General features: G+C 61.6%; 27 protein-coding genes. 17 read left to right on the top strand and 10 right to left on the bottom strand.

Annotated features, from left to right (window positions below; all coding sequences use genetic code 11):
* Positions 1-7: 7 nt before the first annotated feature.
* From AB6803_RS16395 to deoA, 6 genes are read left to right on the top strand one after another with little or no spacing between them, the layout of a single operon-like run.
* Positions 8-1,111, top strand: coding sequence for an ABC transporter permease (locus AB6803_RS16395; RefSeq protein WP_371109867.1), 1,104 nt, complete (start codon positions 8-10; stop codon positions 1,109-1,111).
* A 10-nt stretch (positions 1,112-1,121) separates the two neighbouring features.
* On the top strand, positions 1,122-2,093 hold the full coding sequence (locus tag AB6803_RS16390) for an ABC transporter permease (protein ID WP_371109866.1): 972 nt from the start codon (positions 1,122-1,124) through the stop codon (positions 2,091-2,093).
* 3 nt (positions 2,094-2,096) lie between these two features.
* Complete coding sequence (locus tag AB6803_RS16385) at positions 2,097-2,489, top strand: cytidine deaminase (RefSeq protein ID WP_371109865.1); 393 nt, start codon at positions 2,097-2,099, stop codon at positions 2,487-2,489.
* On the top strand, positions 2,486-3,286 hold the full coding sequence (locus AB6803_RS16380) for a purine-nucleoside phosphorylase (RefSeq protein WP_371109864.1): 801 nt from the start codon (positions 2,486-2,488) through the stop codon (positions 3,284-3,286). The genes AB6803_RS16385 and AB6803_RS16380 overlap by 4 nt, the downstream gene beginning before the upstream one ends.
* A gap of 2 nt (positions 3,287-3,288) precedes the next feature.
* On the top strand, positions 3,289-4,062 hold the full coding sequence (deoC, locus tag AB6803_RS16375; protein ID WP_371109863.1) for a deoxyribose-phosphate aldolase: 774 nt from the start codon (positions 3,289-3,291) through the stop codon (positions 4,060-4,062).
* A gap of 4 nt (positions 4,063-4,066) precedes the next feature.
* Positions 4,067-5,374 (top strand): thymidine phosphorylase, encoded by a 1,308-nt coding sequence (gene deoA / locus AB6803_RS16370; protein WP_371109862.1) that lies wholly within the window; start codon positions 4,067-4,069, stop codon positions 5,372-5,374.
* A gap of 5 nt (positions 5,375-5,379) precedes the next feature.
* Here deoA and AB6803_RS16365 read toward each other — a convergent pair whose 3' ends face one another.
* The 9 genes from AB6803_RS16365 to AB6803_RS16325 all read right to left on the bottom strand — a co-directional run bounded on the left by AB6803_RS16365 (position 5,380) and on the right by AB6803_RS16325 (position 11,574).
* Entirely contained in the window at positions 5,380-5,907 is a 528-nt protein-coding gene (locus AB6803_RS16365) for a TIGR02281 family clan AA aspartic protease (RefSeq protein WP_371109861.1), read from the bottom strand.
* A gap of 146 nt (positions 5,908-6,053) precedes the next feature.
* Positions 6,054-6,683, bottom strand: coding sequence for a uracil phosphoribosyltransferase (gene upp, locus AB6803_RS16360; protein ID WP_371109860.1), 630 nt, complete (start codon positions 6,681-6,683; stop codon positions 6,054-6,056).
* Between the two features lie 102 nt (positions 6,684-6,785).
* Entirely contained in the window at positions 6,786-7,091 is a 306-nt protein-coding gene (locus AB6803_RS16355; protein ID WP_371109859.1) for a HigA family addiction module antitoxin, read from the bottom strand.
* 8 nt (positions 7,092-7,099) lie between these two features.
* Positions 7,100-7,396, bottom strand: a complete 297-nt coding sequence (locus AB6803_RS16350) for a type II toxin-antitoxin system RelE/ParE family toxin (protein WP_371109858.1) — start codon at positions 7,394-7,396, stop codon at positions 7,100-7,102.
* 64 nt (positions 7,397-7,460) lie between these two features.
* Positions 7,461-8,432, bottom strand: a complete 972-nt coding sequence (locus tag AB6803_RS16345; RefSeq protein WP_371109857.1) for an adenosine deaminase — start codon at positions 8,430-8,432, stop codon at positions 7,461-7,463.
* On the bottom strand, positions 8,429-9,649 hold the full coding sequence (locus AB6803_RS16340) for a phosphopentomutase (RefSeq protein WP_371109856.1): 1,221 nt from the start codon (positions 9,647-9,649) through the stop codon (positions 8,429-8,431). The genes AB6803_RS16345 and AB6803_RS16340 overlap by 4 nt, the downstream gene beginning before the upstream one ends.
* A gap of 135 nt (positions 9,650-9,784) precedes the next feature.
* Positions 9,785-10,378 carry a TadE/TadG family type IV pilus assembly protein gene (locus AB6803_RS16335; protein ID WP_371109855.1) on the bottom strand — a complete coding sequence of 198 codons (594 nt, stop codon included), beginning with the start codon at positions 10,376-10,378 and terminating at the stop codon, positions 9,785-9,787.
* On the bottom strand, positions 10,378-10,995 hold the full coding sequence (locus AB6803_RS16330; protein ID WP_371109854.1) for a TadE/TadG family type IV pilus assembly protein: 618 nt from the start codon (positions 10,993-10,995) through the stop codon (positions 10,378-10,380). Before AB6803_RS16330 ends, AB6803_RS16335 begins: the two co-directional genes overlap by 1 nt.
* A 159-nt stretch (positions 10,996-11,154) precedes the next feature.
* Positions 11,155-11,574: a pilus assembly protein N-terminal domain-containing protein gene (locus tag AB6803_RS16325; protein WP_371109853.1), complete on the bottom strand. Its 420-nt coding sequence runs from the start codon at positions 11,572-11,574 to the stop codon at positions 11,155-11,157.
* A gap of 404 nt (positions 11,575-11,978) precedes the next feature.
* Between AB6803_RS16325 and AB6803_RS16320 the strand changes: the two genes are divergently transcribed.
* From AB6803_RS16320 to AB6803_RS16275, 10 genes are all read left to right on the top strand, one after another.
* On the top strand, positions 11,979-12,161 hold the full coding sequence (locus AB6803_RS16320) for a Flp family type IVb pilin (protein ID WP_174156363.1): 183 nt from the start codon (positions 11,979-11,981) through the stop codon (positions 12,159-12,161).
* A 91-nt stretch (positions 12,162-12,252) separates the two neighbouring features.
* On the top strand, positions 12,253-12,765 hold the full coding sequence (locus AB6803_RS16315) for a prepilin peptidase (protein ID WP_371109852.1): 513 nt from the start codon (positions 12,253-12,255) through the stop codon (positions 12,763-12,765).
* Between the two features lie 165 nt (positions 12,766-12,930).
* Positions 12,931-13,743, top strand: coding sequence for a Flp pilus assembly protein CpaB (cpaB, locus tag AB6803_RS16310; protein ID WP_371109851.1), 813 nt, complete (start codon positions 12,931-12,933; stop codon positions 13,741-13,743).
* Positions 13,744-13,757: 14 nt separating this feature from the next.
* Positions 13,758-15,257 carry a type II and III secretion system protein family protein gene (locus AB6803_RS16305; protein ID WP_371109850.1) on the top strand — a complete coding sequence of 500 codons (1,500 nt, stop codon included), beginning with the start codon at positions 13,758-13,760 and terminating at the stop codon, positions 15,255-15,257.
* A 53-nt stretch (positions 15,258-15,310) separates the two neighbouring features.
* Positions 15,311-16,030: a CpaD family pilus assembly protein gene (locus AB6803_RS16300; RefSeq protein WP_371109849.1), complete on the top strand. Its 720-nt coding sequence runs from the start codon at positions 15,311-15,313 to the stop codon at positions 16,028-16,030.
* Between the two features lie 34 nt (positions 16,031-16,064).
* Positions 16,065-17,336, top strand: a complete 1,272-nt coding sequence (locus AB6803_RS16295) for a CpaE family protein (RefSeq protein ID WP_371109848.1) — start codon at positions 16,065-16,067, stop codon at positions 17,334-17,336.
* A gap of 82 nt (positions 17,337-17,418) precedes the next feature.
* Complete coding sequence (locus AB6803_RS16290; protein WP_371109847.1) at positions 17,419-18,900, top strand: CpaF family protein; 1,482 nt, start codon at positions 17,419-17,421, stop codon at positions 18,898-18,900.
* A gap of 10 nt (positions 18,901-18,910) precedes the next feature.
* Positions 18,911-19,918 carry a type II secretion system F family protein gene (locus AB6803_RS16285; protein ID WP_371109846.1) on the top strand — a complete coding sequence of 336 codons (1,008 nt, stop codon included), beginning with the start codon at positions 18,911-18,913 and terminating at the stop codon, positions 19,916-19,918.
* A 20-nt stretch (positions 19,919-19,938) separates the two neighbouring features.
* The gene (locus AB6803_RS16280; protein WP_371109845.1) at positions 19,939-20,919 is read left to right on the top strand and encodes a type II secretion system F family protein; all 981 of its coding nucleotides are present in this window, start codon (positions 19,939-19,941) and stop codon (positions 20,917-20,919) included.
* A 143-nt stretch (positions 20,920-21,062) separates the two neighbouring features.
* Positions 21,063-21,707 (top strand): LysE family translocator, encoded by a 645-nt coding sequence (locus AB6803_RS16275; RefSeq protein ID WP_007701806.1) that lies wholly within the window; start codon positions 21,063-21,065, stop codon positions 21,705-21,707.
* Positions 21,708-21,711: 4 nt separating this feature from the next.
* Here AB6803_RS16275 and AB6803_RS16270 read toward each other — a convergent pair whose 3' ends face one another.
* A complete protein-coding gene (locus AB6803_RS16270) occupies positions 21,712-22,539 on the bottom strand; it encodes a tetratricopeptide repeat protein (RefSeq protein ID WP_371109844.1) in 828 nt (275 codons plus the stop codon).
* A 147-nt stretch (positions 22,540-22,686) separates the two neighbouring features.
* Here AB6803_RS16270 and AB6803_RS16265 point away from each other — a divergent pair, with 147 nt between their 5' ends.
* Entirely contained in the window at positions 22,687-24,078 is a 1,392-nt protein-coding gene (locus AB6803_RS16265) for a M17 family metallopeptidase (RefSeq protein WP_371109843.1), read from the top strand.
* Positions 24,079-24,246 lie beyond the last annotated feature (168 nt).

Raw genomic sequence — 24,246 nt, 5'->3', positions numbered from 1 at the left:
GGCCTTGATGAGTACCGCTTCCGTTCCGCTCCCCAATTGGATCAACTACGGCCTGATCCCGATCCTCAACCTGATCGTCGCCTTTCTGATTTCCGGCCTTGTCGTCTGGTTGATCGGCGAGAGCCCGCTCGATGCGTTGAACCTGCTGTTGCAGGGCGCGCTCGGCAGCGGCGAGGGCATCGGTTTCACGCTCTATTATGCCACGAGCTTCATTTTCACCGGCCTGTCCGTGGCGGTCGCCATCCATGCCGGCCTGTTCAACATCGGTTCGGAAGGTCAGGCCTATGTCGGCGGCCTCGGCTGCGCCCTGGTGGCGCTGACACTCGACAAATATGTGCCCTGGTATGTGACGATGCCCTTCGCGGTCATTGGTGCTGCCATCTTCGGTGCGCTGTGGGCCCTCATTCCGGCTTGGCTGCAGGCCAAGCGCGGCAGCCACGTGGTCATCACCACCATCATGTTCAACTTCATCGCCTCGGCGATGATGAACTTCATTCTGGTGCATGTGCTGATCGTGCCGGGCAAGATGGCGCCGGAAACTCGCACCTTCCTCGAGGGCGGCCAGCTTCCGAAGCTCGACTGGCTGATGAGCATCTTCAACTCGACCATCGGTGCGGCACCGCTCAACGTGTCCTTCCTGATCGCGCTGGTCATGTGCTTCCTCGTCTGGGTGCTCGTCTGGCGCACCAAGCTCGGCTATGAAATGCGCACGCTGGGCCTAAGCCCGACGGCGGCCGTCTATGCGGGCATTCCCTATGCCCGCACCGTCGTGATCGCCATGCTGATATCAGGTGGTCTCGCCGGCATGATGGCGCTCAATCCGGTCATGGGTGCCTCGGCCCGCCTGCAGGTCGAATTCGTGCTTGGCGCCGGTTTCGTCGGCATCGCCGTGTCGCTGATGGGCCGCAACCATCCCTTCGGCATCATCCTGGCGGCGATCCTGTTCGGCATTCTCTACCAGGGCGGCGACGCGCTGTCCTTCGACATGCCCAACATCACGCGCGACATGATCGTGGTGATCCAGGGTCTCGTCATCCTGTTCGCCGGCGCCCTTGAATATATGTTCCGCCCCGCGTTGGTGCGCATCTATCAAAAATTCGCCAGGACGTGAGGATCGGACGATGGAATATTATGACCTCCTCATCAGCATATTTGGCTCGACCATCCGCCTGTCGATTCCGCTGATCTTCACCGCACTCGCCGGGCTGTTCTCCGAGCGCGCCGGCATTTTCGACATCGGCCTCGAAGGCAAGATGCTGGCTTCCGCCTTTGCCGCTGCCTGCGTCGCCTCCATTACCGGTTCGGCCTGGGCCGGGCTTGGTGCCGGCATTGCCATATCGGTCGTCTTCGGCCTGCTGCACGGCTTCGCCTCGATCACCAATCGCGGCAACCAGATCGTCTCCGGCGTCGCCATCAACTTCCTGACGGCAGGCCTTACCATCGTGCTCGGACAGGCCTGGTTCGGCCAGGGCGGCCGCACGCCGACGTTGCCGGGCTCGGCGCGTTTCGCCTCGATCACGCTGCCCGGCGTCGACGCCGTCCGCGGCGTGCCGTTCATCGGGCCGCTCTATGCCAATGTCATTTCCGGCAACAATATCCTCACTTATCTCGCCTTCCTCGCCGTGCCGATTTCCTGGTGGATCCTCTATCGCACCCGGTTCGGCCTGCGGCTGCGCGCTGTCGGTGAAAATCCGGGCGCGGTCGATACGGCCGGCATCTCGGTCGAATGGTTGCGCTATCGCTCGCTGATCGTTGCCGGCATTCTCTGCGGCTTCTCCGGCACCTATCTCGCCATTGCCCAGTCGGCCGCCTTTATCAACAATATGTCGGCGGGCAAGGGCTATATCGCGCTGGCGGCGCTGATCTTCGCCAAGTGGAAGCCGGTGCCGGTCATGTTCACCTGCCTGCTGTTCGGCTTCCTCGATGCCTTCGCTAATTTCATGCAGGGCAAGGCGGTTCCGGGCATCGGCGAGGTGCCGGTGCAGATTTTCCAGGCGCTGCCCTATATCCTCACCTGCATCCTGCTCGCAGGCTTCATCGGCGTCGCCAAGCCGCCTAAGGCCGGTGGCGTGCCCTATACCAAGGAGCACTAGTTCATGTCGCACGATCTGTTCGAGGCCGCCCGCGGGGCGATGGCCTTTGCTCATGCCCCCTATTCGAAATTCCCCGTCGGCGCGGCGATCCGCGCCGAAGACGGCAAGATCTATGCCGGTGCCAATATCGAGAACCTGTCTTTCCCGCAGGGCTGGTGCGCCGAGCCGACCGCGATCAGCCACATGATCATGGGCGGCGCCAAGAAGATCGTCGAAATGGCCGTCATCGCCGAGAAGCTGCCGCTCTGCCCGCCGTGCGGCGGTTGCCGGCAGAAGATCGCCGAATTTGCCAGCAGGGAAACGCGCATCTATCTTTGCGACGAAACCGGCGTTAGGAAGACGATGACCATGGACGAGATGTTGCCCTTCAGCTTCGAAACCGAGTTACTGGGATGACCGCCGCCGTCGATATACTGGCCGCAAAGCTCGGCGATCTCCAGCCACGCTACGGCATTGTCCTCGGTTCCGGCCTGGGTTCGCTCGTCGATCAGGTGCAGGACGCCGTGCGTGTTCCCTATGCGGAGATTCCGGGCTTTCCCGTCAGCGCCGTTTCCGGCCATGCCGGCACGCTGGTTGCGGGCCGTCTCGGCAACGTCCCTGTCATCATGCTGTCCGGCCGCGTGCATTACTATGAAAAGGGCGATGCCAACGCCATGCGCGTGCCGATCGAGACGCTCAGGGGTCTCGGCATTGACACGCTGATCCTGACCAACTCGGCCGGTTCGCTGCGTGAGGAAATGCCGCCGGGATCGGTGATGCAGATCACCGACCACATCAATTATTCCGGCATGAACCCGCTGATCGGCGAGGAAAGCGACAAGCGTTTCGTCGGCATGACCAGCGCCTATGATGCCGATCTCATCATGCGGATGCGCAAGGCGGCGGAAAAGGCCGAGATCAAGCTCTCGCACGGCGTCTATATGTGGTTCTCCGGCCCGAGTTTCGAGACGCCGGCGGAAATCCGCATGGCGCGCATCCTCGGTGCCGATGCCGTTGGCATGTCGACGGTGCCGGAGGTCATTCTGGCGCGTCTTTTCGGTCTAAGGGTTGCCGCGGCCTCCGTCATTACTAACTATGGTGCTGGCATGACCGGCGCCGAGCTGACGCATGAGGAGACCAAGGACATGGCTCCGGTTGGCGGCGCCCGTCTCGCGGCCATCCTGACAGAAATGATTGCGGACGGAGGAAACTGACAATGACGAGCCATTCCCTGAGAGAAACGGCGGCCGTTGCGCTTTCCCTTCTCGATCTCACCAACCTCAAGGATGATTGCACTCCGGCCCAGATCGAGACGCTCTGCGAGCGGGCGCAATCGCCCTTTGGCAACACGGCCGCGATCTGCATCTGGCCGCGTTTCGTCGCCCAGGCGCGCGGCATCCTCGGCACCGACCATGCGGTGAAGATCGCGACCGTGGTGAATTTCCCGGCCGGCGACATGGAAGTGGCCGACGTCGCCGCCGAGGCGCGCGAGGCGATCGCCGATGGTGCCGACGAAATCGATCTCGTCATTCCCTATCAGGCGCTGCTTGCCGGCAACGAGCAGGCCGTCACCGACATGGTCGAGGCCGTCAAGGCGGAATGCACCGGACCGGTCATCCTGAAGACCATCCTCGAAACCGGCGAACTCAAGGACGTGGCGCTGATCCAGCGCGCTTCCGAACTGGCGATCGAGGCCGGTTCCGATTTCATCAAGACCTCCACCGGCAAGGTCGCGGTCAACGCGACGCTTGAAGCGGCCGACATCATGCTGCGGGCGATCCGTGACAGCGGCCGCAAGGTCGGCTTCAAGCCGGCCGGCGGTATCGGCTCCGTTGCCGACGCGGCGCTCTATCTGAGCCTTGCCGAGACCATCATGGCGCCGGACTGGGCCATGCCCTCGACCTTCCGTTTCGGTGCCTCGAGCCTGCTCGACGATATCCTCGGCGTGCTGGCCGGCGGACAATCTAAGACAGCCTCGGCAGGCTATTGAAGCCATGATCCCGCAGGAGATCATCCGGCTGAAGCGAAACGGCGGCGTTCTTTCAGCCGCCGATATCGACAGTTTCATCGGAGCTCTGGCGCGTGGCGAACTGGCGGAAAGCCAGATCGGCGCCTTTGCCATGGCCGTCTGGTTTCGCGGCATGACACGCGAGGAGACCGTGGCGCTGACGCTGGCCATGGCTCGCTCTGGCGACACGCTCTTCTGGTCCGGAATCGGCAGGCCGATCGCCGACAAGCATTCGACCGGCGGCGTCGGCGACAATGTCTCGCTGATGCTGGCTCCGATCGCTGCTGCCTGCGGTCTTGCCGTGCCGATGATCTCCGGCCGCGGCCTTGGCCATACCGGCGGCACGCTCGACAAATTGGAATCGATCCCCGGCTACGGCATCACCCCGGACGCCGCGCGCTTCCGCAAGGTGGTGGACGAGGTGGGCTGCGCCATCATCGGCCAGACCGGAGCCCTGGCGCCCGCCGACGGCAAGCTCTATGCCGTGCGCGATGTCACCGCCACCGTCGATTCCGTGCCGCTGATCACCGCCTCCATCCTGTCGAAGAAGCTGGCCGCCGGGCTGGAAACGCTGGTGCTGGATGTCAAGATCGGCAGCGGCGCCTTCATGACCTCAGCGGAAGAGGCCGAAACGCTGGCCCGATCCCTGGTCGAGGTGGCGAACGGGGCGGGGGTGAAGACCTCGGCGCTGATCACCGACATGAACCAGCCGCTGGCCGATGCCGCCGGCAATGTCGTCGAGCTTCGCAATTGCCTGGATTTCCTGAAGGGCGGCAAGGCGGGCACGCGGCTGGAGACAGTCGTATTGGCCTTCGCGGCCGAAATGCTGACGCAGGCGGGGGTCGAAAAGACACTTGCCGAGGCCGAAGCCAGCGCCCGCAATGCGCTCGCCTCCGGCAAGGCCGCCGAGCTGTTCGGCCGAATGGTTCATAGCCTTGGTGGTCCTGCGGATCTTCTGGAGAATCCGGCTAAATATTTGGTCGCGGCACCGATACAAAAACCGGTTCTTGCCGCTTCGGGCGGCTGGCTTACTACCTGCGATGCCCGCGCCATCGGAGTGGGTGTCATCGATCTCGGCGGTGGCCGCCGTCGTCCGCAGGACAAGATCGACCATCGTGTCGGCTTCAGCGATATCCTGCCGCTCGGAACGAAGGTGAGCAAAGGCGATCGTATTGCTACCGTTCACGCGGCTGACGATGCGAGCGCCGAAAAAGCCGCAGCCGATCTCGCCGCAAACTATCGCATCGCGGATGACGCTCCCATTTTGCCGCCGGTGATCGTCTCGCGGATCTGACGGGGTTACTGCGTTAGCCGCAACGAGCCATTTTCGACGCCGTAGGAATTGAGCTTTTTCAGGAAGCTCATACCAATCAGCGTGGTGCTCAATGCGCCATCCTTCGAGACGACAGCCTCGACACCACGGACCTTGATCGTGCCGATCTCAAGACGGTCGAGCTTGACGAGCGCCACCTTGGACGGGCCGTTGGCGGTCTGCGTGGTGTAGCGATAATCGAGGTCGCTGCCGCTGATGCCAAGGCGGCGCGCCGTGCTCTCGTTGATCGTTACATAGGTCGCGCCCGTATCGATCATGCCCTGCACCGGCCGGCCATTGATCTTGAAGTCGCCCTGGTAATGACCGCCTAGGCCGGCGGGCAGCAGGACGCTGCCATGCGGCAGGCTCACCATCGAGATCTGTTGTCCGGAAGAAGGGGTGCTGACGGTAGGCACCGGGCTTTCTTCTGTGGCGATCTGGGTATTCAGCAGCGACGGGACCTGTGTCGCCGCCACGGCGATGATACCGGCAAAGACAAGGACGCGAACGAGCATCGGCGAAGATCCTTCCCATGGACTCGTGCTGTCGAGCCCATCGATCCCCATCGTTTAAATCAGCTTTGCTGACAGGCCGCTAAACAGATCAATAAAAAGCCCGGCAGTTGACACTGCCGGGCGAAAAACAAAGAGAGAAGCAGGATTTACTTCGTGCCGTACATGCGGTCGCCGGCATCGCCGAGGCCGGGAACGATATAGCCCTTTTCATTCAGATGGCTGTCGATCGCCGCGGTGAAGACCGGTACGTCTGGATGCGCCGCACGGAAATTGGCGATGCCTTCGGGGGCGGCGAGCAGGCAGAGGAAGCGGATATTGTGGGCGCCGCGTTCCTTCAGTTTTTCGATGGCCGCGATCGAGGAATTGCCGGTCGCGAGCATCGGGTCGACGACGATGATCAGGCGCTCGGCAATATCCTCCGGTGCCTTGAAGTAATATTCGACCGGCTGCAGCGTCTCATGATCGCGGTAGACGCCGATATGCGAAACGCGGGCGGAGGGAACCAGATCCAGCATGCCTTCGAGCAGGCCGTTGCCGGCGCGCAGGATCGAGGCGAAAACCAGCTTCTTGCCTTCGAGGATCGGCGATTCCATCGGCTGCAGCGGCGTTTCGATGGTCTCCATCGTCATTTCCAGATCGCGCGTCACCTCGTAACAAAGCAGCGTCGAAATCTCGCGCAGCAGCCGGCGAAAGCTCCCCGTCGACGTCTCCTTCTTGCGCATGATTGTGAGCTTGTGTTGCACAAGCGGGTGATCGATGACAGTGACGCCGTCCATGGTTTCAGCCTTCCAGTAATTCCGTGATGTGAGATGTTTCTTTCACGGAAATTGTCTTTGGTGCAAGGAAATAGGGCCATTGGGCCTATTTCATCCCCAAACTCATGCCGCTGACAGCGGGCGGGCGCGTTCGATCCGTTCTCGTTCGTGGGGAGAATGCATCACGTCCCAGAGGTCGTTGCGCCGTTGCACGTTCAGCCAGAACTCCGGGCTGTTGCCAAATACGCGGGCAAGGATAAGGGCCGTCGCCGCCGTCACGGTGCGGCGATCGTTGCACAACTCGTTCACATGCTTTCTCTGCACACCCATGGCCTCGGCCAGTGCGCTTTGTGTGAGGCCGAAGGGCTCCATGAACTCCTCGACCAGTATATCGCCGACGCTTGCCGGCTTGCGCTTTGTCATCAGCATGGTTCACCTCACCGATAGCTATGGTCGTCGAGATAGATATCCGTCGCTTCACTATGGCCACCATCCCATCTGAAGATAAGCCGCCACTGCTCGTTGACGCGGATAGAGCAAAAGCCTTCGAGATTGCCCCGCAATTTCTCGAAATGATTGCTAGGTGGGATCCGCAAATCCTGATCCGTCGTCGCATCGTCGATCATTTGGAGTTTGCGGAACAGCCGGCTATCCAGATCGGCTGGTATTTTCTTTGAGTGTACATCTTCGACAAAAAAATCACGCAGCCAATCATCGCGAAAGCTTACGATCATTTATGACTCCAACTTGAGGCAATGTACCGCTCTATGGGGCAAATTTCAATCCCGACCCTTTTAGTTAAACCAATTTTCCCAGCAACGCCGCCCGTGTCGCCTCGTCAACGAAGGCCGCCTCGATCGCCGTGCGGGTCATCGCATTGATCTCCTCGTCGCTGAAGCCGAACGCTGACGATGCCAGCTCGTATTCGCGCTTCAGCGAGGTGTGGAAGAAGGGCGGGTCGTCGGAACTGATGGTGACGCGCACGCCGGCGTCGCGCAGCTTGCGCAGCGGGTGCGACGGGAAGTCCGGGAAGACATTGAGGGCGATGTTGGAGCCGGGGCAGACCTCCAGCACGGTGCCGAGATCGGCGAGGCGCTTGACCAGATCGGCATCCTCGATGGCGCGCACGCCGTGGCCGATCCGCGCGGGGCGGACCAGTTCGACGGCATCGGCAACGCTGAAGGCGCCGCAGACTTCGCCGGCATGGATAGTGATGCCGAGGCCGGCCTCGCGGGCGATGTCGAAGGCGTGGGCATAATCCGCGACGCGGCCCATGCGCTCCTCGCCGGCCATGTTGAAACCCGTGATCAGCGGATTGTCGCTCCTGGCCGCATATTCGGCCGCCTTCGCTACCCGCTCCGGCCCGAAATGACGCTCGCCGGTGACGATTAGCCGGGCCTCGATGCCGCTCTTTTCCTTGGCGGCGCGGATACCGGCTGAGACGCCTTCCATATAGGCGTCAGCGCCAAGCCCGATGCGGTCGCCATGATCGGGCGAGACGATCAGTTCGCTATAAATCGTGCCGATGCCGGCAAGCTCCTCGAGATAGGTCTCGGTTAGCAGCGCATAGTCTTCCTCGGTGCGATAGACTTCGGAGACCTTATCGTAGCAGACGAGGAATTCAGCGAAATCCTTCCAGAGATAGACGCCGTCGCGCAGGAAGGCGCTGGTATCGACATTGTATTTCCGTGCTTGCGCCAGCGTCAGCGCCGGGGGAGCCGCACCTTCCAGATGGCAGTGCAGCTCGACCTTCTTCAAATGCGATGTCACAGAAAATTCCTCCCATGCGGCCCCGCCGCAATTCCCAGATGATGTGCAACGGTTTCGCCGATATCGGCATAGGTCTGGCGGATGCCGATCGAGCGCGGGCGAATACCGAGTTCGTAAGCGATGATAGGCACCCGCTCGCGGGTATGATCGGTGCCGCGCCAGGTCGGGTCGCAGCCGTGATCGGCGGTGAGGATGAGGAGGTCGCCGGGCTTCAGCTTCCTGTGCACTTCCGGCAGCCGGGCGTCGAAGGCTTCGAGCGCCGCCGCATAGCCGGCCACATCGCGGCGGTGGCCATAGACCATGTCGAAATCGACGAAATTGGTGAAGACGAGATCGCCGTCGGCGGCCTCGTCCATCGTCTTCAGCGTCGCGTCCATCAGCTTCATGTTGCCGTTGGCCTTGATGATCCTGGAGATGCCCTGATGGGCGAAGATATCGCCGATCTTGCCGACAGCATGCACCTTGCGTTCGGCCGCGACCAGCCGGTCGAGCAGGGTCGGCTCCGGCGGGAGCACGGAGAAATCGCGACGGTTGCCGGTGCGCTCGAAACTCGCCGGCGTCTCGCCGATGAAGGGGCGGGCGATGACGCGGCCGATATTATAGGGGTCAAGCAGGGTGCGGGCGATCTGGCAAAGGGAGATCAGCCGATCCAGGCCGAAATGCTGCTCATGCGCGGCGATCTGGAAGACGGAATCCGACGAAGTATAGCAGATTGGCTTGCCGCTGCGGATATGTTCCTCGCCATATCTCGCGATGATATCGGTTCCCGAGGCATGGCAATTGCCGAGAATGCCGGGGAGATCGGCCGCCTTGCAGATCGCCTCCACCAGTTCCGGCGGAAAGGCGTCACCGTCAGTCGGGAAATAACCCCAGTCGAAGGTGACCGGCGTGCCGGCGATCTCCCAATGGCCGGATGGTGTGTCCTTGCCGCGCGAGACTTCGTTGGCGCAGCCATAGGCGCCATAAAGCTTCTCCGGCACCGGCATGCCTAGAGGATAGCGACCCGTCGCCGCCTTGGCGATTTCCAGCAGCCCGAGGCCCGACATGATCGGCAGCGACAGTGGGCCGGAGCGCAGGCCCTCGCGGTCGGCCGCACCCGCCGCGCAGAATTCGGCGATGTGACCGAGCGTATCGGCGCCCTCGTCACCATAGGCCGCAGCATCCGGGCTGCCGCCGACGCCAAAGGAGTCCAGAACGAAGAGAAATGCGCGTGCCATGGGTCACCCGATAAGATTGCTCGGCGCGCGACATTTCATGTCAGGCGCATTGGACGTCACCCATATAACGGAGGCGTGAACTTGGCAATTTTCTCGCTGATGAGGACTGTTGCGCCCAAGCGAAAGCAGTTCTGCTCAGCAATCGCTACAGGCGATGGCACTTCCCGAACGCGGGCGATAAAAATAGGAGCGGCCGATGGTGATCTGGTTGCTGCCGGCGGGCAGGAAATCCGAGCCGAAGCTGAGGATCTGATAGGGAATGGCGAGTTCTGTGCGGATCAGAAAAGAGCTCGGCAGATTGAGGTCGCCGGGCACGCTGACGGCGCTGCCGGCCGTATAGGGCTTGCTGCCGTCTTGCGCCCAGGACCAGGCGACGGTGGCGCTGCTAGCTGCGTCGATCTGGATTCCGGTGACCTTCAGCGTCAGGCCGGTGGTGGCATAGGGCGTGAAAATGGCGCCGGCGACGGAGGGCATGGTGGCAAGCTGCGTCTTGGTGACGCTCGTTTGCTGGGTCAGGATATCGGCAATGGATCCGGCCGCCCGGCTTGTGCGTTTTTCGACGCTGAGGCCGACGGTGATTTCGAACGCACCGAGATAGAGCATCAGCAGCACCGGAAAGAGAATGGCGAATTCGATGGCGCCGATGCCGCGCTCGTCACGGGTAAAGCGCCGCAGGCGCGTGCAAAGCCTTGCCGCCAGCACCTCTCCTGGAATAGCCCGCCACCTCATCAATAGTTCTCGTTCTGGAAGGCACCCGTCGCGACGATGAGATAGGTGCTCGGCATCGAGCCGTCGGATGGATGGATGTTGGTGAGATAGGGCCGGAGCAGATCGACAATGATTTGCCAGCGGTAATAGGCGCGCACCATGTTGATGGTCCCGCTACCGCCGGGAGCGAATGAAAAGCCCGTGGTATTGAGGTCGGAATAGGGGTCGGACGAGACACGCGGGATCGCCGTCGGCATGGCGGCGAAGGTCTGATAGGTTTCAACGTCGAGGTAAAGGTTCGTGGGTGTCGCCAGTTCAGCCGCCGAGCAGGCGATGAGCACAGAGATCTCGTTGCAAAAGGCCTGGCGAAACTGCTGCCCGGTCGTGTTGGCCGCGGTGATCTGTCCGGTCCTGATCTGGCGCGATAGCGTATCGACGGCGTTGGAAACCACCTGTTCGGCGATGAAGGCGACAAAGGTTTCCAGGATCGCGAAGATGATCATGAAATAGGGGATGGCCAGCAGCGCGAATTCGATGGCGGCGGCGCCGTCACGGGCGCGCCCGAACGCGTGCAGGCCCCTCTTCGCACGCCGCGGTGCAAAGGCCTTGTCTCCAAGAAGAGCGTCATCTGGCGTCATAACGGAATCCGCGGCGATTTGAATCGTGGCGAGACTAGGGCGGCTTCCTTGACAATCCGTTTCTCTTCTCCCTCCATATTTAGAGGAAGCGCACATTATTCAGAAAAGTCTTGGCTTATACAGTATAATTGAATGAAATATGGACGCGAGATGCCGGCCTTACTGGCTGGTGGCGGCCGCAGCATTGTTGTTTTGCTGGGCATGCTGCTCGCAGTTGGGCGTGCAGGACAGCACCGAACGGTCGGTCTGGCGGAAGACGCGCACCGTATTGCCCTCGTCGATCGAGACCAGGATGCGCTCGTCGACGATAGCGTTGCCGTCGGCATCGAGCAGGACGATGTTCGTGGTGCCGAAACTACGGCCGGTGAGCACGATCGTCTTCGGATCCGCCACGGTCGCGTCGGCAACCTGCGCATTGCCGACGATGACCTTGCTGACCGGACGATCGAGCTTCAGCACGCGCGCGTGATCCATATAGACACGCAGCATGCCGTCATCGGCGGCGCGCGAAGGCTGCGGCATCAGGCCTGCCATGGCGGCGACGCCGGCAAGAAATGCGGTTTTGCCGCGGATTGGCATGGTCTGGCCTCATGAAATTGATGGCGGAAGCAATTCCCAGATAGAATGAGAAAGAAGGGTAAATGAACGATTAAGAGTGCAGTTATTGATGCTATTACGGGGCAGGCATGGCCGTTTTGACGTTCATTTCGGGATTCTCGTGTCACGCATGCAATATTCCGGCACATGAAGTATATAAAGCTAATATATTAATCTCTAAACTTTGCGTTGTGTCTGAAGATTTTCTTTAAAAATGCCCGGAAAGACCTGAATTTATATTAACTAGTCTATTTTTGCTTCGGAATTGGCGATCTGTTAACCCACTTCCTTAAAGCGATGGAAACGGCCAACCGCTACGGTTCAACCCATCCGATCAACGGCACAGTTGGCGGACGTGCTGTCAACAAAGTAAGTGGAGTTAAATTATGACCAAGCTTTTTTCGCGTTTCCTGAAAGACGAATCCGGCGCGACCGCCATTGAATACGGCCTCATCGCTGCCCTGATCTCTGTCGCCATCATCACCGGTGCTACGACGCTGGGCACCACGCTTAACACGACTTTTGCTAATCTTTCGACTAAGATGACCAACGCTTCTGCTAAGTATTAATCGCTTAGTAATATAGTGATGTAAGATGTTCGGAAACCGCTCCGTATAGTGAGCGGTTTTTGACATTTGTAGGTTGAGCCGGGGATATCCAATGCTTGAAGCCGCAACATTGCTGATCTTTCCGCTCTGCCTGTCGGTCGCGGCTATCTCCGACCTTTTGACCATGACGATCCCGAACCGGGTGTCGCTCATTCTGCTCGGCGCCTTTGTTGTGCTTGCGCCGCTCATCGGCTTGACGCTGCCCGAGATCGGCACGCATGCCGCCGGTGCAGCCATCGTTTTCTGTGCCTGCTTCGCGCTCTTCGCCTTGAATGTCATGGGCGGCGGCGATGCAAAGCTGCTGGCGGCATCGGCGATCTGGTTCGGCTTCGATCCGTCGCTTCTCACCTTCCTCGTCTATGTCGCCTTCCTCGGCGGCGCGGTGACGATCGTCATCCTGATGATACGCTCGCAGTCGAATGCCATCATGGCCATGGGCCTGCCGCTGCCGAACTCGCTGCTGATCGCCAAGAAGATCCCCTATGGCATTGCCATCGCCATTGGCGGCTTTCTCGCCTTCCCTTCGTCGCCGCTGGTGGTTGCGGCCACATCGCATATTCTCTAAATTAGAAAATACTAAGTATTCGATTGGTGTGGCGTGTCTTTATATATTGTATTGCTTAAATAGTTATAGTGAAACAATAGTAGATGTAAGACACCATTAACCATAATTACACCAATTACTGAGCATTCTGCGGGGCGAAGAATCGTATTCCCCAAGGAATGATCAATGAAACCCGCTCGCATCATGATACTCGCAGTGGCAGTCGTCGCGGCAGGGCTTGCCGGACTGCTGGCGATGCATCTGGCCGGCTCGCGCAATATCGTGCAGCAGGTCGAGACGGTGGTGGAGAAGGAGGCTACGGTCAATGTACTGGTTGCCGACGCCAATCTTCCCGTGGGATCGCGCCTCAATGACAAATCGATCCATTGGATGGCCTGGCCGCAGAGCGGTGTGGTCAAGGGTCTCATCACCCAAGCCGATCGTCCAGATGCGCTGAAGGACTTGAACGGCGCGGTCGTCCGCCTGCCGATCTTCGAGGGTGAGCCGATCCGCGAGGAAAAGGTCGCCGACGCCAGCAGCCGCATTCTGTCCTCGCTGCTACCCTCCGGCAAGCGTGCCGTCGCCACAGAAATCTCGGTCGCCACGGGCGCAGGCGGTTTCATTCTCCCCAATGACCGCGTCGATGTGATCATGGTGCGCAAGGGCGACACCCAGAAATTCGTGACCGAGACCGTGCTCAGCAATGTCCGCATCCTGGCCGTCGATCAGCAGATCGAGGAAAAACAGGACGGCAGCAAGGCCGTGGTCGGCACCACCGCAACGCTGGAGCTGACGCCGGACCAGACAAAGGTGCTTGCGGTCGCTCAGCAGATGGCCGACCGGCTGACGCTGGCGCTGCGCTCGGTTGCCGACGCGCAACAGCCGGATACGACGGCGGCCGATTATCTGCTGACCGGCGACAATGGCGGCGCCGTTGTGCAGGTCATCAAGTCGGGCGCCATCATTGCCAACGGCACAGCCGCGGCCAAGACACAATGAGAAGGGGCGGCACCATGTTGAAAATCAGCCAGATAACCGGCTTTCCCCTCCTGGCGGCGCTCTCCTTCTCGGTCGCCTTTGCCGGTCTTCCTTTTGCCGAAGCGCCTGTCTTTCTGCGGACTGCGGTTGCTAGGGCTGACGGTGCCGACAGCATCGTCACCATTTCCGGCCTGAACACCAAGCGCACGTTGAAGCTCGGGCTCAACAAGGCGCTGGTGGTGGACCTGCCGGCGGATGCCCATGATATTCTCGTGTCCGATCCCAAGATGGCGGATGCGGTCACGCGCACCTCGCGTCGCATCTATCTCTTCGGCAAGACGGTCGGCCAGACAAATATTTTCGTCTTCGGCGCCAACGGTCAGGAGATCGTCAGCCTCGACCTGCAGATCGAGCGCGATATTTCCGGTCTGCAGGCCAATCTCAAGCGCTTCATCCCGGACTCCGACATCAATGTCGAGATCGTCTCCGACAATATCGTCCTGACTGGCTCGGTACGCACACCACAGGATTCGTCCCGCGCCCAGCAACTGGCCGGGGCATTCCTCAAGGGCGGTGAGGCGACCACCCGCACCGAAACCGCCAGCGGGACGGGTGGCGACAGTTCGGTCGCTCTCTTCGCCGAAGGGCGGCAGACCTCGCAGATCGTCAATCTTCTGCAGATCGAGGGCGAGGATCAGGTGACGCTGAAGGTCACCGTCGCCGAGGTCAAGCGCAGCGTGCTGAAACAGATCGGCTTCGACAATCTCGTCAGCAATTCCTCTGGCCTCACCGTCGCGCAGCTCGGCAATATCAGTGGCGATTCAACCTCCGCCACGGGCAATGGCGGCCTCAGCGCCTTGTTCAAGACCGCGCTCGGCAAATACAATATCAGCAGCTATCTCAACGCCATGGAGCAGGCCGGTGCCGTCCGCACCCTTGCCGAACCGACGCTGACGGCGATCTCGGGCCAGGCAGCGACCTTCAATTCCGGTGGCCAGACGCTCTATTCCGTCATCGACAAGGACGGAAACGTAACGATCACGCCATATACCTATGGTATCAGCCTTGCCTTCACGCCTGTTGTCCTTTCCGCCGGCCGCATCAGCCTGCATGTCCAGACCCAGGTCTCCGAACCGACCGGCACCACGGGTGCCGCGACCTACAATCGGCGCGCGGCCGACACCTCTGTCGAATTGCCATCGGGCGGCTCGATCGCTCTTGCCGGCCTCTTGAGCGACAACGTGCAGCAGTCCACTACCGGAACGCCCGGCGCTTCGAAGATCCCGATCCTCGGCGCACTGTTCCGCCAGAAGACCTTTCAGCGCGACGAGAGCGAGCTGGTGATCATTGCAACGCCCTATCTCGTGCGGCCGGTAGCGCGCAACCAGATCGCGCGTCCGGACGACAATTTCTCGCCGCCGGGCGATGCCGGCGTCTTTTTCATGAACCGTGTCAACAAGATCTACGGCCGCAAGGATGCGCCGCCGGTCGCCGACGCCGATTTCCACGGCACGGTCGGCTTCATCTACAAATGAGGGGAACGATCGTGACGCGCCCCTTTTCAACCGGATCAACGAGAGACCAAAAGATGGCCAGCCTCGATCGTAATGCGCCCCGCACCGGCAGGCCGCGGTTTGCCGCGCTGGCCATGATCGTCCCAGTCTTGATCGCAACAGCCGCTGTCAGCGGCTGCGCCGGCTCCAGGGATGGCATGACCACCAGCGCTATCACCGACGATTATCGTCAGCGCCATCCGATCGTGCTGACGGATAAGGAACACCGCGTCGACATTCCCGTTTCCGTCAGCGATCGCCGTTTGACCTCCGGCATGCGCGATACCGTGCGCGGTTTCGTTCAGGATTATCGCGCGCATGCCACCGGCACGGTGGAAATCATGACCCCGCGGGAATCGGCGAATTCGCCAGCTGCTTCCGCCCTCCGCCGGCAGATCCGCCAGGAACTGGTGGCAAGCGGCATCCCGTCGGCGCGCATCGTCGACAATTATTATCCGGCTGGCGGTCCCGGCGATGCTGCCCCGATCCGCCTCCGCTTCATGGCGACGACGGCGGTCACCAATGCCTGCGGTCAATGGCCGGCGGATCTCGCCGACAATGCCTTCGACAATCAGAATTATTACAATTTCGGCTGTGCCACCCAGAACAACCTCGCCGCACAGGTTGCCAATCCGACTGATCTCATCGCGCCGCGGGCCATGACGCCGATCGATGCCGACCAGCGCAGCAAGGTGATCGACGCTTATCGCAGCGGCTCAAGCGCAACCAGCGCCGCGTCAGTCAGCAGTTTCTGATCATGAGAGCCAGCCGCCGCAACAGGACAAAGTCATGAGCGCCATCGAATACGACATCAGGCCGACCGCGGCGGACGCCGAAGATGCGCCGCGCACGGGCGATATCGAGAATATGCGGCCCCTGCCGCGCATTTCCGTGCATGCCTTCTGCGAGAGCGAGCAGTTGCACCAGGTGATGGATCGATGCGCCAACGACCGGCGCATGTCCAAGGTCAATCTCAGGATCACCGGCGGCAGCACGGCGGCGGCGGCCAACATGTTCGCCTCGACACCGACGCCCAATCTGATCATCCTGGAAACCCGCGCCAATCCGCAGAATCTCCTGGCCGAGCTCGCGCCGCTCGCCGCCGTTTGCGATCCGACCACCAAGGTGGTGATCGTTGGCCATCACAATGATATCAGCCTCTATCGCGAGCTCATCCGCAACGGCATTTCCGAATATATCGTCCAGCCCGTGACCATGACCGACATCATGGCGGCGATGGCGGCGATTTTTGTCGATCCCGATGCCGAGCCGATTGGCCGCAGCGTCGCTTTCATCGGCGCCAAGGGTGGGGTAGGGGCCTCCACCATCGCGCATAATTGCGCCTTCGGCATCTCCACCCTGTTCTCGGTCGAGACGATTCTCGCCGATCTCGATCTGCCCTATGGCACCGCCAACATCGATTTCGACCAGGACCCGGCCCAGGGCATCGCCGAGGCTGTCTATGCGCCGGAGCGGCTCGACGAGGTCTTCCTCGATCGCCTGCTGACCAAGTGCTCGCAGCACCTGTCTCTGCTCGCGGCGCCCTCCATGCTCGATCGCGCCTATGATTTCGAAGGCCAGGCCTTTCAGCCGGTGCTCGACGTCCTGCAGCGCAGCGCGCCCGTGACCGTCCTCGACATGCCGCATCTGTGGACCGAATGGACGCGCTCCGTGCTCTCCTCCGTCGACGAGGTCGTGATCTGCGCCGTGCCGGACCTTGCCAATCTGCGCAATGCCAAGAACATGCTGGATGCGCTGCGCAAGCTGCGTCCGAACGACAAGGCGCCGCATCTCATCCTCAATCAGGTCGGCATGCCCAAGCGCCCGGAAATCGGCCCCTCGGAATTCTGCGAGCCGCTGGAAACCGACCCGATCGCCATCATTCCCTTCGACATCAACCTGTTCGGCAACGCGGCCAATAGTGGCCGGATGATTTCGGAAACCGATCCGAAGTCGCCGATCGCAGAAACCTTCTCGCAGATATCGCACATCGTTACCGGGCGCGTCGCGCTCAAGAAGGCAAAGAAGGGCGGCCTGCTCGGCCTCCTGAAACGGAAGTAACTGTTTGATTTCGCATGATCGGATTGGAAAGGCGGCTCGCATTTTTCAGGATCATGCGTCAGCGTAGAATTGGATCGACGGCATGTTTGGCAGACGCGGAAATGAAGGTCCTGCAAAGAGCGGCGGCATAGCCCCTCCGCCGGCGCCGGCGCGCGCTCCATCCGCCGAGCCGCCCGCGACATCGACCATACTGGTCGAGCCGGCGCGCGAGGCCTCGCCGCAGCGCCAGCAGGTGCCGCCGCCCTCGATGCAGACGCCGACACGTCGCCGGCCGGTGCGCACCGAGGAGTATTACGACACCAAGTCGCAGGTCTTTGCCGCACTGATCGACACGATCGACCTGTCGCAGCTCTCCAAGCTCGATGCCGAGGCCGCGCGCGAGGAAATCCGCGATATCGTCAACGACATCATCACGATCAAGAATTTCGCGATGTCGATTTCCGAGCAGGAGGAACTGCTCGAGGATATCTGCAATGACGTGCTCGGCTACGGCCCGCTGGAGCCGCTGCTTGCCCGCGACGACATCGCCGACATCATGGTCAACGGCGCCGGCCAGACCTTCATCGAAGTCGGCGGAAAGACCATCGAATCGGAGATCCGTTTCCGCGACAATGCCCAGCTTCTGTCCATCTGCCAGCGCATCGTCAGCCAGGTCGGCCGCCGCGTCGATGAATCGAGCCCGATCTGCGATGCCCGCCTGCCGGACGGATCGCGCGTCAACGTCATCGCGCCGCCGCTGTCGATCGATGGTCCGGTGCTCACTATTCGTAAATTCAAGAAAGACAAGCTGACGCTCGACCAGCTTGTCCGCTTCGGCGCCATCACGCCGGAGGGCGCGACGCTTCTGCAGATCATCGGCCGCGTTCGCTGCAATATCGTTATTTCCGGTGGGACCGGCTCGGGCAAGACGACGCTGCTGAATTGTCTCACCAACTACATCGACCGCCATGAGCGCGTCATTACCTGCGAAGACACGGCCGAACTGCAGCTGCAGCAGCCGCACGTGGTCCGTCTCGAAACCCGCCCGCCGAACATCGAGGGCGAGGGCGAGATCACCATGCGCGACCTCGTCAAGAACTGCCTGCGCATGCGTCCCGAACGCATCATCGTCGGCGAAGTGCGCGGACCGGAGGTCTTCGACCTGTTGCAGGCGATGAACACCGGCCACGACGGCTCCATGGGCACGCTCCACGCCAACACGCCGCGCGAATGCCTCAGCCGTATCGAATCGATGATCGCCATGGGCGGCTACAGCCTGCCGGCAAAGACGGTCCGCGAGATCATCTCCACCTCCGTCGACGTGATCGTCCAGGCTGCGCGCCTGCGTGACGGTTCGCGCCGCATCACCCAGATCACCGAGGTGGTCGGCATGGAAGGCGATGTGATCATCACCCAGGACCTGATGCGCTACGAGATGGAAGGCGAGGATGCCAACGGCCGCATCATTGGCCGGCACATGTCGACCGGCGTCGGCAAACCGCATTTCTGGGACCGTGCCCGCTATTACAACGAGGAGAAACGCTTGGCGGCGGCCCTCGACGAGATGGAAAACAACTCGAAATAGGACTTTCCCGATGTTCGGTGTCGATCCGGTGGTGCTTTTGATTGTCGTGCTCGCAGCCGTTTCGGCGGCGGCGGTCTGCTACGGCGTCCTTTACTCCCGGATCGAGGCGCAGAAGAAGACGGACAGCCGCGTTAGCCGGGTCAAGGCGGCCGAGGGCGATCGCACCAAGGTCAAGGCGGCGCGCGACCGCGTGCAGGAAATGTCGAAGCGGCGCAAATCGGTGCAGGACACGCTCAAGGATCTGGAGAAGCGCCAAGTCGAGAACACGAAGAAGAAGCAGTCGCTGAAGGCACGCCTCGTACAGGCCGGCCTGTCGCTGACACCGGCGCGGTTCTATCTCTTCAGCGTCCTGTTCGGCCTTTTCGTCATGGTCGTCGCCTTCCTTTTCGGCGCCCCGCTTCCCGTTATCGCCGGCCTGCCCTTCGCCGCCGCCTTCGGCCTGCCGCGCTGGGTGGTCGGCTTCCTCATCAAGCGCCGGCAGAACAAGTTCCTCGAGGAATTTCCGAACGCGCTCGATCTCATCACCCGCTCGATCCGATCCGGCCTGCCGCTCAACGACGCGGTACGCCTTGTGGCAAGCGAAGCGCGCGAGCCGGTCAAGACCGAGTTTCGCAGGGTCGTCGAAACGCAGCAGGTCGGCCTCAGCATGACCGATGCCTGTGCGCGCATGAACAATCACATGCCGCTGCAGGAGGTGAACTTTTTCTCGATCGTCATCGCCATCCAGGCGCAGGCGGGCGGCAATCTCTCCGAGGCGCTGGGCAACCTCGCCAAGGTGCTGCGCGAGCGCAAGAAAATGAAGGCGAAGGTGGTCGCGCTGTCGATGGAAGCCAAGGCCTCGGCCGTCATCATCGGCGCGCTGCCCTTCATCGTCATGCTGCTCGTCTACCTGACCTCGCCGCAATACATGATGATCCTCTTCACCGATCCGCGCGGCCACCTGATCATGGGAGCAGCCGGTATCTGGATGTCGATCGGCGTCTATATCATGCGCCAAATGGTCAATTTCGATATCTGAGCGGAAGGAAAACAAAGCCCATGACCTCCGATATCGCCGCCAGATTGACCGACCCCAGCACGATCCTCGCAGTTTTCGTGGCGATCGCCGTTTTCGCCACCTTCTATACGATCGCCGTGCCCTTCCTCGAGCGCGGCGATCTCAACAAGCGCATGAAGGCGGTCTCCACCGAGCGCGAGCAGATCCGGGCCCGCGAACGTGCCCGGCTGAACACGGACGGCGGCAAGGCGTCTCTGCGCAGCCAGAATAACAAGAACGTCCGCCAGATCGTCGAGCGCTTCAATCTCCGTAACGCGTTGGTGGATACCAACACCGTCAATCGCCTGCGCGCCGCCGGCCTGCGCTCGGAAAACGCGCTGAACATGTTCCTGGTGGCGCGCTTCCTGCTGCCCTTTCTGTTCCTGGCCGTCGCCGTCTTCCTCGTTTTCGGCCTCGGCTATTTCGCGGCCAAACCCTTTGCATTCCGCCTTCTCGGCGTCATCGGCACCGCCTATCTTGGCTTTTATTCACCGAATATCTACATTTCCAACCGCGTAACCAAGCGGCAGAAATCCATCAAGCGTGCCTGGCCGGACGCGCTCGACCTGATGCTGATCTGCGTGGAATCGGGCATTTCCATCGAGGCCGGCATGCGTCGCGTATCCGAGGAAATGGCGGAGCAATCTCCGGCACTTGCCGAGGAAATGGTGTTGACCACGGCGGAGCTCTCATTCCTGCAGGATCGCCGCACAGCCTTCGACAATCTCGCCGCCCGCACCCAGATCGAAATCGTCAAGTCGGTGACGCAAGCCCTCATCCAGGCGGAGCGCTATGGCACGCCCGTCTCGCAGGCGCTGCGCGTGCTGGCGCAGGAAGGCCGCGACGAGCGCATGAACGAGGCGGAAAAGAAGGCGGCCGCCTTGCCGCCGAAACTGACCGTGCCGATGATCGTCTTCTTCCTGCCCGTTCTCATGGCCGTCATCCTCGGCCCGGCGATCATCCAGGTGATGGATAAGTTCTGACGAGGGAACTTGCTGACGACATCGAGAGCGTTTAACTTTCGATTCCGCGCAACTGGCAAGGTAAGATGGACGACCATCGAGGAGCATGGGAAAGACAGCGCCGCTTGCCTGGGCAAATTTCTAACTGAAACGGGAGTTGCAGCATGTCGTCCTTCGCCATCTTTTTCACCGTCATCGCAGCCGTCCTTATCGGCGCGGTCAGTCCCGGACCGAGTTTCGTCCTTGTGTCTCGCATTGCCGTTTCCCGCTCGCGTCAGGCGGGGCTGGCCGCTGCCTTCGGCATGGGAACAGGCAGTGTCATCTTCGCGACCCTGGCCCTGTTCGGCCTGAGCGCGCTGCTGATGCAGGTCGAATGGCTGTATCTTGCCCTGAAGATCGCCGGCGGCCTCTATCTGATCTATATCGGCATCCGCATCTGGCGCGGCGCAGCGCAGGATCTCGCCCTTGACGCGCCGGCATCGCCGGCCGGAGCGAGCGTCGCGCGCAATTACTGGTTCGCGCTCGGCACGCAGCTCAGCAATCCGAAGACCGCGATCTTTTATGGCAGTATCTTTGCCGCACTTCTCCCGGCGCAGCCCGCTCTCTGGATGCTGCTCGCGCTGCCGCCGGCGGTCTTCGCGATCGAGGCGGGTTGGTACACGGTAGTGACGCTGGCCTTTTCGTCGAACCGCCCGCGCACGCTTTATTTGGGATCAAAGCTCTGGATCGACAGGGTAGCGGGCGCCGTCATTGGCGCTCTCGGTGCCCGGCTGGTAAGCGAGGGTCTGCCGCGGCACATCTGGCGCTGAGGGCCTAGTTGACCGCCTTCTTGGCGCTGTCGCTGGCCGCGAGTTTCTGCCAGGAATTCTGCTGCGTCAGCATCCCGCGCAGATAGGCCACATTGGCGTCGGCCTGCTGTTGCGTGAGCTCCTGACGGGCGATCTGCTCGGCCTCGGGGAAGCGACCCTGCAGGCCGACGACGAGGGCGAGGTTCTGGCGCACGCGGCTATCAGCCGCCGGCTGGCCGGCGGCGGAGCGAAGATAGCTCTCGGCGGTCTTCAGGTCACCGGTCAGCACATAGGACATTCCGAGATTGGAAAGGATGGACGGCTCGTTCGGGGCAAGCACGAGGGCGTCGCGATATTTGCCGCGGGCTTCGTTCGAGCGGCCGAGCTGGTCGAGGATCGCGCCTTCGGCCGAAACCAGCCGCCAGTCCGGCCGGTCCGGCAGCTGCGCGCGGTCGATGGTCGCCAATGCCTCTTGCAGCTGGCCGGCTGCCGCCTGGGCCTTGCCGTAGGCGGCCAACACGCCGCGGTCGCTCGGATGGGTGATCGCCACCTGCTGCATGACGGCGAGCGCCTGTTCGTTGCGGCCGCTCATGCGCAGCACATTGGCGTAGTTGACGCCGGTGTCGCGATCCTTCGGATTGGCGTCGTAGGCTTTGCCGAGGGTAAGTGTCGCCTGGGCGAGGTCCGCGCCGCTCATCTCGTCGACCGGCTTCGACACCGTCGAGATCGAACCGGTCGTCATCTTGTCCTTGCCCGTCGTCGAGCAGCCCGCCAGCGCCAGCGCCAGAAGAGCTGCCGATGCGCCACGGAAAAGGAAAGTCTTGAGCAAAGACGTGGTTGAGGCGGCGGACATGTCCCTATCCCTGAATGTCAGAGTCCTGCGTCTGGCCTCAAATCGGAACAGGGAAAGGTTTGACGCAATGTTCGCTCAAGCAATAATCTGTTAACCCTAACAGACAGTTAACCGATGATTCCCTGAAATGACCGCCAAAGGATAGTCATGGCCCCCTATCAGTACATCGAGCGCGCGACGCCGTTCAATTCGAAGGGTGGCGCGACGCTGCCGATCTTTGCCGTTACCCCGGCACATATCGAGACCGGCACCATCGATCCGATCGCGCTCGATTGGGCACACAAGGCCGGCTACAGGGCGGAAAGCGGCTCGTTGTTGCTGATCCCGACAGCCGATGGCCAGCTCGGCGGCGCATTGTTCGGGCTGGGCTCCAACCCCTCGGAACAGCCTTTCCTCACCGGCAAGCTGGCGCGCAGCCTGCCGGCCGGCGAGTGGCATATCGAGACCGCGCCGCTGACGGCGAACCGGCTCTCGCTTGGCTTTGGCCTCGGCAGCTACCGCTTCGACCGCTACAAGTCGGAAAAGGCGGCCGGACCGACGCTGATGATCCCGCGCGACGCCGATGCCGCCGATATCAAGCGGCAGCTCGCCGGCGTCTTCCTCGCTCGCGACCTCATCAACACGCCGACAAACGACATGGGGCCGGAACAGCTCGAAGCCGCCTTCCGGGCGCTTGCCGAGCACTACAAGGCGGAAATGTCCGTCATCATCGGCGACGATCTCCTGAAGGAGAATTTCCCGCTGGTGCACACCGTCGGCCGCGCCAGCGCCGATGCGCCGCGCCTCCTCGAACTGCGCTGGGGCAAGAAGGGTCATCGCCGCATCACGCTGGTCGGCAAGGGCGTCTGCTTCGATACAGGCGGCCTCGACATCAAGCCGGCCTCCTCGATGTTGCTGATGAAGAAGGACATGGGCGGTGCGGCCAACGTCATGGGCTTGGCGCTGATGATCATGGACGCCAAGCTGAAGGTCGATCTGCGCGTCATCGTTCCCGTCGTCGAAAACTCCATTTCCGCCAATGCCTTCCGCCCCGGCGACATCTACCGGAGCCGCAAGGGCCTGACGGTGCAGATCGACAATACCGACGCCGAGGGCCGGCTTATCCTCGCCGACGCACTCGCCTATGCCGATGAAGACGCGCCGGATCTGATGATCGATATGGCGACCTTGACGGGTGCTGCCCGCGTCGCGCTCGGCCCCGACCTGCCGCCCTTTTTCACCGACGACAACGATCTCGCCCGCGACCTCACCGAGGCAAGCCTTGAGACCGACGATCCGCTCTGGCGCCTGCCGCTCTACAATGGCTACGACAAGGATATCCGCGCCAAATTCGCCGATATCACCAACGCCCCCTCCGGCGGCATGGCCGGCTCGATCACGGCAGCGCTGTTTCTGCGGCGCTTCGTGACCAAGACCCCGAGCTGGGTGCATTTCGACATCTACGGCTGGGCCCAGAACGAGCGCCCCCATTCGCCGGGCGGCGGCGAGGCGCAGGCGATCCGGGCGCTGTATCATCACATCCGGCAGAGCGTGCGGTAGGGTCTGGCCCACCACCCTCATCCGCCCTCGTGGTTCGAGGCTACGGTCCTGCGGACCTTCGCACCTCACCATGAGGGCTGCTCTTCTCGCCTGGTCACGAGATTCGCTCCACCTCATGGTGAGGTGCGCTGTTACCGTAGCGTTAGCGTAGGTGACAGGGCCTCGAAC

It is taken from the genome of Rhizobium sp. RCC_161_2 (assembly GCF_041355235.1).
Taxonomy (GTDB): Bacteria; Pseudomonadota; Alphaproteobacteria; order Rhizobiales; family Rhizobiaceae; genus Rhizobium.
This window is presented reverse-complemented; position numbering and strand designations above follow the sequence as displayed.